This window comes from Nonomuraea sp. PA05, assembly GCF_008086045.1.
GTDB classification, from domain to species: Bacteria; Actinomycetota; Actinomycetes; order Streptosporangiales; family Streptosporangiaceae; genus Nonomuraea; species Nonomuraea monospora.
Genome location: NZ_VSEY01000011.1, coordinates 74,772 through 87,033 on the forward strand (window position 1 = coordinate 74,772; position 12,262 = coordinate 87,033).

Genomic DNA, 12,262 nt, shown 5'->3' on the forward strand with positions numbered 1-12,262 from the left:
CGTGGACCAGTTCGTGCTGCTCATGCTGGTGCTGCTGGGCGCCCTCGTCACGGTGCCGCTGGGCGAGCGGCTGGGGCTGCCGGCCCCCGTGCTGATGACCCTGCTGGGCATCCTGCTGGCCGTGCTGCCCTTCGTGCCGAACGTGGACGTCCCGCCCGGCATCGTGCTGCCCCTGCTGCTGCCGCCGTTGTTGTACGCGGCAGTGCAGCGCACGTCGTGGCGGCAGTTCGCGGCCCACTGGAAACCGATCTTCCTGCTGGCCGTGGCGCTGGTGTTCGTGACGACGGCGGCCGTGGCGGGGGCGGCGCACGCGCTGGTGCCGGGCCTGCCGCTGGCGGCGGCCGTGGCCCTCGGCGCGCTGGTGGCGCCGCCCGACCCGGTGGCGGCCACGGCGGTGGCGGGCCGGCTGGGGCTGCCCCGGCGCATGGTGTCGCTGCTCGAAGGCGAAGGACTGTTCAACGATGTGACCGCGATCGTGCTCTACCACGTGGCGATCGCGGCGGTCGTGACCGGCTCGTTCTCCTGGCCGGGGGCGCTGTCCGAGTTCGTGCTGTCGGCGGTGGTGGCCGTGCTGGTGGGGCTGGCGCTGGGCTGGCTGGGCGGGCGGTTGATGACGCTGCTCGGCGACGCGACGCTGCAGGTGGGGCTGTCGCTGCTGGTGCCGTTCGCGGCGTACGCGCTGGCCGACGAGTGGCGCGGCTCGGGAGTGCTGGCGGTGCTGACCAGCGCGTTCTACCTGAGCGACCGCATGTTCGACGCCGACGACGTGTTCGGCAGGTTCGCCTCGACGACGTTCTGGCAGGTCGTGGACACGCTCGTGACCGGGGTGGCGTTCGGGCTGATCGGGCTGGAGCTGCACGCCGTGCTCGGGACCGTGCACGGCCGGCTGTGGACGGTGCTCGGCTGGAGCGCCGCCGTCATCGGGGTCGTGGTGCTCGTCCGGCTGCTGTGGCTGCTCCCCGCCGCGTGGCTGGCCAGGAAGGTGGAGCGCGGCGACGACACCGAGATCCCGCTGAGCTGGCGCGAGACCGTCGTCATGTGGTGGGCGGGCATGCGCGGCGTGGCGTCGGTGGCGCTCGCGCTGGCCATCCCGCTGGAGACGGCGGACGGGTCTCCGTTCCCCGCCCGGCCGGTCATCGTGTTCGTGGCCTTCGCCGTCATCCTGACGACGCTGATCGCGCAGGGGCTCACCCTGCCGTGGCTGGTGCGGCGGCTCGGCGTCGAGGCCGACACGGCGGCAGAACGGGAGCTGGAGAAACGACTCGCCGTCCAGGCCGCCAAGGCGGCCAGGCGGCGGCTGCGGGAGATCGACGAGGCCGAGGAGCTGCCGGAGGACGTCGTCGAGGTGCTCAGCAGGCGGATGCTGGACGTCGGGCTGCGGATCAGCCCGGAGGCGGCCGACGAGGAACGGCGCGAGGCGGTCGAGCAGCGGGTCAAGCGGGTCAAGCTGATGCGGCGGGTGCAGGCCGAGATGATGTCGGCCGCCAGGCAGGCCGTGCTGGCGGCGCGCCGCGACCCGAACGCCGACCCCGTGGTGGTGTCGCGGGTGCTGCGCCGGCTCGACGCCAGAAGCCTGCGGTGACCCCACCTGTCAATGTCCCAGGGCACACCCCAGGAGCCCCAAGCGTGTAACGGTGTGTGACGGTTCGCGGCAAAGGGTAGTCAATAGACATGCTGCGTATCGGCACGTGGAGGTCGTCCGACTCGATCGACGTCATCGCCTGCGGCTGGCACGACGACGGCCCCGGCCCTCTCGGCACCGGCATCAAACTCATCTACGCCATGACCGGCCAGGTGCCGCACTTCCCCGGGCTCAAGGTCGGCGAGCCCATCGCGCGGAGCACGGAGGAGATCGCCGAGCTGCTGGTGCAGGGCATGGACGTGGTCCTCACCGCGCCCGGCGGCTGCCCGGCGGCGCCCGTGGTGGCGGCGGGCATCTGGCACTACGGCTGGACCCGGCGCGATCTCGGCGCCCTCGCGGGGGCGACCGTGGCGGGGCTGGCGCTGGCGGCCCAGCCTGGGCCGTGCATGGTGGAGATCTGGCGGGACGGGCGCAGCTCCCTCGACGGGGACGTCACGGCGGCGGCTGTGCGGGCCGATCTGGCTGATCGCTTCGCCGGCGGGCGGTACCGGACGCCTCAGGTCACGGTGCCGCTGGAGTCGGTGCGGCTCAGCCAGGAGGCGCCCAGCCGGATCCGCATCGCCCTGGCCGCCGCCGGCTGACCCCGCCGCGCCCGGCCCTCGATCGGGTATCCGCCCGCCCGCCGTTCAGCACGCGCGTGAACCTCGGTCATCGCGGTGGGGCCGCACGACGAAAAGGCGCGCCCTCTTGGTGGCCCACGACGATTCCTCCCGCCCCCCGATGGCATACCGTCGCAGGGGATCGTGACGAAAGGGTTGGATCGTTGATCGAGGTCAGGGAACTCCACGAGATGGCGGAGCTCGAACGCGTGGACACGCTGTTCGACGACATCTGGCATTTCGCCCCCGCCGCGCCCCCCATCACGATCGAGCTGATGCGGGCGCTGTCCCACGCCGGCGGCTACGTGGCGGGCGCCTTCGCGAACGGCGACCTCATCGGCGCCTCCGTGGGCTTCCTGGCGGCGGACCGCGCGCTGCACTCGCACGTCACGGGCGCGACCAGGCCGGGCGTAGGCTACCAGCTCAAGCTGCATCAGCGCCGCTGGGCGATGGAGCGCGGCCTGGAGCGCATCACCTGGACCTACGATCCCCTGGTGCGCCGCAACGCCCACTTCAACCTGGCCAAGCTGGGCGCCAGGCCGCTGGAGTACCTGCCGTGCTTCTACGGCGTCCTGGGCGACGCGATCAACCAGGGCGACGAGTCGGACCGGCTGCTCGCCTCCTGGCCGCTGGCCGCGCCGCACGTGGCGGCCCTGGCGCAGGGCGAGCCGTACGATCGGCCGGTGGCCTCGGACGCGGTGGTGGCGCTGGCCGACGAGGGCGGGCGGCCGGTGGCGACGCCGGTGGGCGGCGCCGCCCGTACGGTGCTGGTGGCGGTGCCGGAGGACATCGAGGGGCTGCGCCGGGCCGACCCGGGCGCGGGCAAGGCGTGGCGGCACGCCGTACGTGATGTGCTGGGGGGACTGATGGCGGAGGGCCACGCGGTCACGGGGTTCTCAGGGAAGCGGTACTACGTAGTGGAGAGAGCGTGAAGATCACTGGAGTTGAGCTACGGCGGATCGCGATGCCGCTGGTGGCGCCGTTCCGCACCTCGTTCGGCACCGAGACGTCCAGGGATGTCCTGCTGGTCAGGGTCGTGACGCCGGACGCCGAGGGCTGGGGCGAGTGCGTGGCGATGTCCGAGCCGCTCTACTCCTCCGAGTACGTGGACGGCGCCGCCGAGGTGATCCGCCGCTTCCTGCTGCCGGCGCTGCCGAAGAGCGTCGGCGCGTACGACGTCGGCCGCGCTCTGGAGCCGATCAAGGGCCACCGGATGGCCAAGGCGGCGCTGGAGACGGCGGTGCTCGACGCGCAGCTCAGGGCGGCGGGCGAGTCGTTCGGCCAGTTCCTCGGCGCGACCAGGACACGGGTGCCGTGCGGCGTGTCGGTCGGCATCATGGACTCGGTGCCGCAGCTTCTCGACGCGGTCGCGGGCTACCTGGAGGAGGGGTACGTCCGGATCAAGCTGAAGATCCAGCCCGGCTGGGACGTGGAGCCGGTGCGCGCCGTGCGGGAGCGGTTCGGCGACGACGTGCTGCTGCAGGTGGACGCGAACGCCGCCTACTCGCTGACGGACGCGCCCCGCCTGGCCAAGCTGGACGCGTTCGACCTGCTGCTGATCGAGCAGCCGCTGGCCAACGACGACCTGGTGCAGCACGCCAGGCTGGCGCGGCTGCTGAGGACGCCGATCTGCCTGGACGAGTCGATCGAGTCGGCCGAGCACGCCGCCGCCGCGATCGCGCTCGGCTCCTGCTCGATCGTCAACATCAAGCCGGGACGGATCGGCGGCTATCTGGAGGCCAGGCGGATCCACGACCTGTGCCGGGCCAACGGCGTCGCGGTGTGGTGCGGCGGCATGCTGGAGACGGGCCTCGGCCGGGCGGCGAACGTGGCGCTGGCCGCCCTGCCCGGCTTCACCCTGCCGGGAGACACCTCCGGCTCGCGCCGCTACTTCGCGACCGACGTGACGGAGCCGTTCGAGCTGGTGGACGGCCATCTGGAGGTGCCGGCGGGGCCGGGGCTCGGGGTCGAGCCCATCCCGTCGGTGCTGGACGAGGTGACGACCGCCACGGAGTGGATCACCCTCTGAGCCCTCTGAGCCCTCTGACCAGCAGGGCGGGCGCGGTCGGGGCCGCCGCTTGTGATGTTCGCCCTAGTGTCGTCGGCCGAAGATCCGCAGTTGAAGCTGGACGGTGAGGCGGGCGTCCGGGTCGTCGAGGTCCAGTCCGCTGATCTCGACCAGGCGCTTGAGCCGGTAGCGGAACGTGTTCGGGTGCACGTGCACGCGCGCCGCGGCCACGCCCACGTCGCCGAACGCGTCCAGGTACGCCTCCAGCGTGGCCGCCAGCCCGGTGCCGTGCTCGGCGTCGTGGTCGAGCAGCCGCTGGTACGGGCCGGAGGGCGCCTGCTCCTCCGCGGCGGCCACGTCGGCGACCTGGAGCAGCAGCGACTCGAAGTGAACCGCCGAGTAACCGGCCGCCCGGCCCGCCACGCCGCCGGCCGCGCCGCGGGTGCGCAGGACGCGCAGCGCCCGGTCGGCGTCCGCGCGTGACCTCGCCACCTGGGACAGGTTGAGCGCCGGACGGCCTACGCCGATGTTGGCGGCGTGCCTCGGGCCGACCCTGGCCAGGAAGCTCTCGGCCACCCGCAGGGCCCTGGCCTCCTCGTCGCCACCGCCTGGGGGCAGGGGGAGGACCGCGTAGGCCACCGAGCCGATCAGGGCGGCGGCGGCCTTGGGGTGGATGGCGGCCACGTGCAGGGCCAGGGCGTCGCAGAAGCGCTGGCGGTCGCCTTCGGCTCGGGCGCTCTCCGCGGCGTGGTCGGTGCTGGTGACGCCGTCGGTGCCGGTGCTGACGCGGCCTCCAGGGGCGCTGTGGCCGGCGCTGGTCGTGGTGCCGCTGGTCGTGACGCCGCTGGTCGTGGTGCGGCCGGGGGCGGTCCGTCGCGTGGTGGTGGTGCTCGTGAGCTGGGCGGCCAGCACGCACAACCGCGCGGTCGCGATCCCCAGCCGCCCCGCCGCCTCGGCCGCCTCCGCCCCGCCCGCCAGCACCGTGGACAGCAGATCGGCGCGCAACCGCCGCTGGGTGTCGGCCCCCGCCCGTTCGTGCAGCAGTCGCAGGGCCACGATCTTGGCGGCGTCGGTGAGCGCCCGCCGCCGCTGGGCGTTGAGCGGGTCGCGGACGGCCACCCAGATGGAGCCGAGGATCTCGTCGCCCGCCCGCACCGCGACGGCCTCCCGGTGGATCGGGCTGCCGTCGTCGAGCGCGATGTGGATCGGCTCCTGGCTCTGGTAGAGGCGCTTGAACGCGCCCTGCTCGTCGAGCAGGCGCAGGTAGCGTTCGGGCACCTGCCGGCCGAGTACGGTCTCGACGCGCCCCTGGTCGGCCTCGTCCTGGCGTCCCGAGTAGGCGAGCACCCTGGAGGAGCGGTCCTCGATCGTGACGGGCGCGTCGAGAAGGGCGCAGACGGCGTTGGCGAGGGAGAACAGGTCGCCGTGCGCGCCGTCGCCTGGCTCCGCCAGGTCGCCCTCCGCGAGCAGGGAGCGCAGCAGGGCCGCCACCTGCGCCCAGGAGGCGGCTCTGGTGAGGCCGAGCACGGCGACGCCGGTCCGCAGGACGGCGGCGCGGACCCGTTCGTCCACGTCCACCGGAAGTTTCACCACGACGCCCGCCGCGTGCGGGGCGCGGGCGAGCAGTTCGCAGATGTCGGCCGCGCCCTGGACGCCGACGGCGAGCAGGATCGCGCCCGCGGGCACGATCAGCTCGTCGAGCGGATCGTAGATGTGCACGCCGGTCACCTCGGCGTCGAGGTCGCCGGGTGAGGCGGCCACGTCGAGGACGGTGGTGCCCAGATCGTGGATGATCCGCCCGAGGCTGGCGCGCGGGCGGTCCCTCATCCCATCAACATAGTCCACGTCACGGCAGGTCCATCCCGGCCGGTCCCGGGTGCCGCGCGGGGGCCTCAGCCGGTCCTGGGGGTCGCGCGGGCGCCCATGTGCACGTACGGCGAGCCGTCCGGCAACTCGTAGAAGACGGCCGACATCCAGTCGGGCGAGCCGCCCAGCTTGAACAGGTACGTGTTCTCGTCCACGGCGACCATGGCGCTCTCCTCCGGCGGTTGCAGGGCGGCCAGCGCCCCGGTGGCCTCGTGCCGGAGCCACGGCTCGCCCTCCCTGACCGACACCTCGATCCGGGCGCCGGCCCGCTCGTAGAGGCCGGCGTGGCGGGCGGCGTCCACCTCGGCCGGGGTCCGCGGCGGGGACGGCGGCGGCGGCACGGTGAGGCCGTCGAGCTGGGCGAACAGCTCGGCGCCGAGTGCCCGGGTGAACGGGTTGGAGTGGCCGCCGTTGGCGGCGGCCACCACGATGGTGCCGGTCTCGGGCACGGCCCAGAGGATGGCGTGCTGGCCGATGGTGTTGCCGGCGTGGGAGATGACGCGCTTGCCGTCCCACTCGTCGACGATCCAGCCGAGGCCCCACTGGCGGCCGAGCCCGTCCGGGTTGGGCACGTCCACCTGGGGCTCCCACATCGCGCGCGGGTCGTCGAGCAGGCCGCCCTCCAGGTGGGCCCGCGCGAAGGCGACCACGTCCGCGGGGCGGGCGCAGATCAGGCCGGCCGGTCCCATGCCGCGCATGAGACCCCATTGCGGGGCGGGCGCGCCGCCGGCGTGGCCCATGGCGGCGCGGAAGCGCAGCACGTCCTCGGGCAGGGTCCAGGTGTGGGTGAGGCCGAGCGGCTCGGCGATCTCCTCGCGGATGAGGTCGTCCCAGCGCTTGCCCGCCAGCTTCTCGGCGACGCGGCCCGCGATGACGAAGCCGGAGTTGCAGTAGGAGTGGGTGGCGCCGAGCGGGTGGTTCTGCGCCAGGCCGGCGCAGGCCTCGACGTACTTGGCGACGCAGTCGTCGCCGCGCCCCGTGTCGATGAACAGGTCGCCGTCGATGCCGCTGGTGTGGGTGAGCAGGTGCCTGATCGTGACGGTCTTGCTCACCTCGGGGTCGGCCACCTGGAAGCCGGGCAGCACCTCGGCCACGGGGGTGTCCAGCGTGAGCCTGCCCCGCTCGATCTGCCGCATGAGCAGGGTGGCGGTCCACACCTTGGTGACGGAGCCGATCTGGAAGAGGCTGTCGGTGGTGGACTCGACGCCGGTGGCGGTGTTGAGCGTGCCGGCGGCGAACTCGTGCAGCTCCCCTTCGTGCAGGTACGCCAGCGCGGCGCCGGGCACCTCGTACTCGGCGATCAGCTCCGCGAGCCGCTGACCCATTGCTCCAGCCACGCGATCATCCTCTCGTTGTAGTCGTAGCGGTGTGAGGGCCTGCCGCCGCCCTGGAACAGGTGGCTGGCGCCGGGGTAGCGCACCAGCCGCACGGGCACCCCCCGCTCGCGCAGCGCGGCGAACCACTGCTCCGACTGGCCGACGGGGCACCGGTCGTCGCTCTCGCCGTGCAGGAGGAGGGTGGGCGCGGTGACCTCGTCCACGTGGGTGAGCGGCGACTGGGCGGCCAGGTCGCCGGGGCACTCGTACGCCTTGAGCAGGAGCCCCATGTCGGACGTGCCGCTCATGCTGGTCAGGTCGGTGACGGGCCCGCCGGACACGGCGGCCTTGAACCGGTCCGTCGTCGCGGTCAGCCAGCAGGTCATGTAGCCGCCGTAGCTGTAGCCGGTGACCGCGAGCCGTTCCGGGTCGGCGACGCCCTCGGCGATCAGGGTGTCCACAGCGGCGAGGAAGTCCTGGGTGTCGGCCAGGCCCCAGGCGCCGACGGCCGCGGTGTAGAAGGCCTCGCCATAGCCGTCGCTGGCGCGGGGGTTGATCGCCAGCACGGTCCAGCCGCGGGCGGCCAGGATCTGGCGGTAGACGCGGAAGTTGTCGAGCACGGGCGCCCAGGCGTTGTGCGGGCCGCCGTGGACGTCGAGCAGGAGCGGGCCAGGGGTGGCGGCGTTCTCGTCGCGCCAGACGAAGCCCTCGACGAGGGTGCCGTCGGGGGCGGTGAAGGTGCGGCGTTCCGGCACGTACAGGTCGGCGCCGGCGAGCGCGTGGCCGGTGAGCCGCCGGGCGGCCGTCTCGCCCGGCTCCAGCAGGAAGATCTCGCCCGCGCTGTGCGGGGTCGCGGCCACGTACGCGACGCCGCCGCCCGCGGTGCTCGCCCCGGCGACGCTCACCTCCTCGGGCACGATCTTGGTGGCGAGCTCGCCGCCGGGGATGCGGTACAGGTGCGAGCAGCCGCCGTCGCGGGCGCAGAAGACCAGGTCGCCGCCGAGCAGCGCCGGTGCGGCGCCGGGGTAGCCGGGGTGGCCGGTCATCACGTTCCTGTCGAGGCCCGTCCCGATCTCGGCGGCCCCGCCTGGGCCCAGCTCGAACAGGCGGACGTGCCCCACGGGGCCGCCCTTCTGGGCGGCGGCGACGAGCCGCTCGCCGAGCCACCACACGCCGCCGCAGAGCAGGTCGGGGCCGGTCAGCCGCTCGGGCTCGCCGCCGGACGCGGGGACGGTGTACGCGGCGCCGCCGGGACGCAGGTCGCGGTCGGCGTTCAGGTCGGCGGCGAAGGCCAGCCGCGTGCCGTCGGGCGACCAGGAGGGCTCGCCCGCGTGGAAGTCGCCCTCGGTCACCTGGGTGCTCTCCCCCGAGGCGACGTCCACCACGAACAGGTGCGTGGTGATCCCGCGCAGCAGCCCGGCGCCGTCCGCCTTGTAGTCGAGCCGGTCGATCACCACGGGAGCGTTCGGATCCGGCTCCTCCCCGGCCAGGCCGCTGCCGGCGGGGCGGGTCCCGCGCGGATCGGGCTCGGGGGCGGCCGGGCCCGCGTAGGCGAGGCGGGTGCCGTCCGGCGACCAGCGGGCGGGCCCCGCGCCGAGGGGCGCCCTGGTCAGCGCGTACGGCTCGCCGCCGTCCATGGGCAGCAGGTGGAGCTGCGGCTTGCCGTCCACCGGCCGCAGGAACGCCAGCGTCCGCCCGTCGGGCGACCACCGGGGCGCGCTGCCCCTGGCCAGCCGGCGCGGCTCGGCGCCAGGGGCGGCGAGCCAGACCTCCGCGCGGTTCTCGTCGGCCTCCAGGTCGGCGCTGGTCAGCGTGTACGCGACCGCGCCGCCGTCGGGGCGCAGCGCCGGATCGGAGGGAACGGCGAAGCGATGGACGTCGTCGAGACCGATCCGTGGCATATCCCGGTGCATGACCGCACCGTAGGGCATCACCGCTCCGGTCTGCTTCGGTCTGCCGGACGAACAGCGGGCCCCGCGTTGTGCCACCCGCCAACCAGTCGAGGAGAATGTGAGAAAGGACGTTAGGGTGTGAAGATCCTCCGCCGGTTTCGGCACCTCACTTCCCCGAGCAGCGGGCCCGCCTGCGGTGTTCGCGAGATTGGATGGTCAACCATGGTTGGCAAGCCGGAACGGCAGGTGGCCGTGTTCGGTGCCGGGTACATCGGTCTGGTGACCGGCGCCTGCCTCGCCGAGCTGGGGCACCGGGTGGTGGTCCGGGACATCGATCCCGACAAGGTCGCCCTGCTGCGCTCCGGCGACGTGCCGATCTACGAGCCCGGCCTCGGCGACATGATCGTCAGGAACAAGGAGCGGCTGACGTTCACGCTGGATCTCGAGGAGACGCTGCGCGGCGCCGAGATCGCGTACGTGTGCGTGGACACGCCGCCCTCCGCCTCCGGCGACGCCGACCTGTCCAGGATCTGGTCGGTCGTGAAGTCGCTCGAAGGCGCCGCGCACCTGAAGGCCGTGGTGGTCAAGTCGACCGTGCCGGTCGGCACCGGCGCGCGGGTGCGCTCCGCGCTCGACGCCGCGGGCCTGTCGCACGTCGGGTACGCCGCCAACCCCGAGTTCACCGCGGAGGGCCGCGCGGTCGCCGACTTCATGCGGCCCGACCGCATCGTCATCGGCGCGGCCGACGAGGCCACCGCGCAGCTCATCGCCGACCTGCACGACGGCGTGGACGGCCCGGTCGTGGTGATGGACGTGCGCTCGGCCGAGATGGTCAAGCTCGCCTCCAACGCGCTGCTCGCCACGAAGATCAGCTTCATCAACGAGATCGCCACCCTGTGCGAGAAGACCGGCGCCGACGTCGAGGAGGTGGCCCGCGCGGTCGGCCTCGACCACCGCCTCGGCCCCCACTTCCTGCGGCCCGGCATCGGCTGGGGCGGCTCCTGCTTCCCCAAGGACTCCGAGGCGCTGCGGCAGCTCGCCAGCAACACCGGCTACCACCTGCAGCTCCTGTCGGCCGTCATCGAGGTCAACAACCTGCAGAAACGCCGGGCCATCCAGAAGCTGAAGGACGAGCTGGGCACGCTGGCGGGCATGCGGGTGGCGCTGCTCGGCCTGACGTTCAAGCCCGGCACCGACGACATGCGGGAGGCGACCAGCACGGTGCTGGCCGGCCGGCTGCTGGCCGAGGGCGCCGAGGTGAGCTGCTGGGACCCGATGGCCCGCCCCGGCGAGGTCGAGCCGTGGATCTCCACGACGCGCCACGCGACGCCCGAGGAGGCCATGGCGGGCGCCGACGCGGTGATCGTGGTGACCGAGTGGCCGCAGCTCAAGGAGGTCGACTGGGCGAAGGCGGCCGAGGCGATGCGGCGGCCGGTGCTCTTCGACGGCCGTAACCTGCTCGACCCGGCGGGGATGCGGGCGCTCGGCTACACGTACATGAGCGTCGGGAGGCCGTAGCCGCCGCGGAATAATCCGTTGCGCCGCGGTGCTGATCACCGCACTATGTTCCTCATGTTCCCGTACGCGCGCCTCGCGACGCCCGCAGCATCGCTGCCGGGCTCGTTCGCGTGCGACGGCCTGGAGCGCTGACCTCTCCCTGTTAGTCCCGGAGTGACCCGGCGGGGGGAGGTTGACGACCCTGACGGGTCACGCAGGAGCTTCAGGTACGAGGGAAGAGAGCCATGGCCAAGCAGGCCTACGTACGCAACAAGCCGCATCTCAACATCGGCACGATGGGGCACGTCGACCACGGCAAGACCACGCTGACCGCCGCGATCACCAAGGTGCTGGCGGAGCGCGGGCAGGCCACGTACACGCCGTTCGAGCGGATCGACCGGACGCCGGAGGAGGCGTCCAGGGGCATCACGATCAACATCTCGCACGTCGAGTACGAGACCGCGACCCGCCACTACGCCCACGTGGACATGCCGGGGCACGCCGACTACGTGAAGAACATGATCACGGGTGCGGCGCAGCTCGACGGCGCGATCCTCGTCGTGTCCGCGCACGACGGCATCATGCCGCAGACCAGGGAGCACGTGCTGCTCGCCAGGCGCGTCGGCGTCGAGCACCTGGTCGTGGCCGTCAACAAGGCCGACGGCGCCGACCCGGAGCTGACCGGCCTGGTCGAGCTGGAGCTGCAGGACCTGCTCGCCGAGCACGGCTACCACGGCGTGCCGATGGTGCGCGTGTCCGGGCTGCGGGCGCTGGAGGGCGACCCGGTCTGGACGGCGTCGGTCGAGGCGCTGCTCGACGCGGTCGACACGCACATCCCCGTGCCCGTGCGGTACGTGGACGCGCCGTTCCTGATGCCGGTCGAGAACGTGCTGACGGTCACCGGCCGCGGCACGGTCGTCACCGGCGCCATCGAGCGCGGCACCGTGCGGATCGGCGACACCGTCGAGGTCGTCGGGTTCGGCGACGGGTTCTCCGCCGTCGTGACGGGCGTGGAGACGTTCGGCAAGACGATGGAGCGCGGCGAGGCCGGCGACAACGCCGCCGTGCTGCTCCGCGGCGTGCGCCGCGAGCAGGTTCGGCGCGGCATGGTGCTGGCGGCGCCCGGCACCCAGCACGCCCGCGGGCGGTTCACCGCGCGCGTCTACCTCCTGACGCCGGAGGAGGGCGGGCGGCGGCGGCCCGTCACGTCGGGGTACCGGCCGCAGTTCTACCTGCGGACCACGGACGTGCCGGGTGAGCTGGTGCTGCCGGACTCCGGCGCGCTGCCAGGGGAGACGGTGGAGGTGACGGTCGAGCTGGGCAAGGCCGTCGCGGTCGAGCCGGGGCTCGGGTTCGCCATTCGCGAGGGCGGGCTCACGGTCGGCGCGGGGACGGTGCTCGCCGTCCCCGCCGCCTGACCGGCCGCCTGACCGGCCGCCTGA

At 73.4% G+C, this 12,262-nt stretch carries 9 protein-coding genes; 6 read left to right on the plus strand and 3 right to left on the minus strand.

Annotated elements, in window-relative coordinates:
• Position 1 precedes the first annotated feature (1 nt).
• The 4 genes from FXF51_RS18915 (at position 2) to menC (ending at position 4,270) form a co-directional block, all read left to right on the plus strand.
• Positions 2–1,582, plus strand: a complete 1,581-nt coding sequence (locus FXF51_RS18915) for a Na+/H+ antiporter (RefSeq protein ID WP_148435811.1) — start codon at positions 2–4, stop codon at positions 1,580–1,582.
• A gap of 89 nt (positions 1,583–1,671) precedes the next feature.
• Positions 1,672–2,223 (plus strand): acyclic terpene utilization AtuA family protein, encoded by a 552-nt coding sequence (locus FXF51_RS18920; RefSeq protein WP_148435812.1) that lies wholly within the window; start codon positions 1,672–1,674, stop codon positions 2,221–2,223.
• A 182-nt stretch (positions 2,224–2,405) separates the two neighbouring features.
• Entirely contained in the window at positions 2,406–3,173 is a 768-nt protein-coding gene (locus tag FXF51_RS18925; protein WP_148435813.1) for a GNAT family N-acetyltransferase, read from the plus strand.
• Positions 3,170–4,270, plus strand: coding sequence for an o-succinylbenzoate synthase (gene menC, locus FXF51_RS18930; RefSeq protein WP_187414446.1), 1,101 nt, complete (start codon positions 3,170–3,172; stop codon positions 4,268–4,270). The genes FXF51_RS18925 and menC overlap by 4 nt, the downstream gene beginning before the upstream one ends.
• Positions 4,271–4,333: 63 nt before the next feature.
• Here menC and FXF51_RS18935 read toward each other — a convergent pair whose 3' ends face one another.
• From FXF51_RS18935 to FXF51_RS61935, 3 genes are all read right to left on the minus strand, one after another.
• On the minus strand, positions 4,334–6,076 hold the full coding sequence (locus FXF51_RS18935; RefSeq protein WP_148435814.1) for a PucR family transcriptional regulator: 1,743 nt from the start codon (positions 6,074–6,076) through the stop codon (positions 4,334–4,336).
• Between the two features lie 65 nt (positions 6,077–6,141).
• Positions 6,142–7,452, minus strand: coding sequence for a serine hydrolase domain-containing protein (locus tag FXF51_RS61930; protein WP_262379641.1), 1,311 nt, complete (start codon positions 7,450–7,452; stop codon positions 6,142–6,144).
• Positions 7,416–9,332 (minus strand): alpha/beta hydrolase family protein, encoded by a 1,917-nt coding sequence (locus FXF51_RS61935; protein ID WP_222871354.1) that lies wholly within the window; start codon positions 9,330–9,332, stop codon positions 7,416–7,418. Before FXF51_RS61935 ends, FXF51_RS61930 begins: the two co-directional genes overlap by 37 nt.
• Before the next feature lie 213 nt (positions 9,333–9,545).
• On the opposite strand from FXF51_RS61935, the gene FXF51_RS18950 reads away from it, so the two are divergent.
• On the plus strand, positions 9,546–10,841 hold the full coding sequence (locus FXF51_RS18950) for a UDP-glucose dehydrogenase family protein (protein ID WP_148435816.1): 1,296 nt from the start codon (positions 9,546–9,548) through the stop codon (positions 10,839–10,841).
• A gap of 224 nt (positions 10,842–11,065) precedes the next feature.
• Complete coding sequence (gene tuf, locus FXF51_RS18955) at positions 11,066–12,238, plus strand: elongation factor Tu (RefSeq protein WP_148435817.1); 1,173 nt, start codon at positions 11,066–11,068, stop codon at positions 12,236–12,238.
• The last annotated feature ends 24 nt before the right edge of the window (positions 12,239–12,262 follow it).

What these genes read in the sequence shown, in the direction of transcription:
- FXF51_RS18920 (WP_148435812.1), top strand. Translation starts at nt 1,672, where the DNA reads ATGCTGCGTATCGGCACGTGGAGGTCGTCCGACTCGATCGACGTCATC.
- FXF51_RS18935 (WP_148435814.1), bottom strand. Translation starts at nt 6,076, where the DNA reads ATGAGGGACCGCCCGCGCGCCAGCCTCGGGCGGATCATCCACGATCTG.
- FXF51_RS61935 (WP_222871354.1), bottom strand. Translation starts at nt 9,332, where the DNA reads ATGCCACGGATCGGTCTCGACGACGTCCATCGCTTCGCCGTTCCCTCC.
- FXF51_RS18950 (WP_148435816.1), top strand. Translation starts at nt 9,546, where the DNA reads ATGGTTGGCAAGCCGGAACGGCAGGTGGCCGTGTTCGGTGCCGGGTAC.
- tuf (WP_148435817.1), top strand. Translation starts at nt 11,066, where the DNA reads ATGGCCAAGCAGGCCTACGTACGCAACAAGCCGCATCTCAACATCGGC.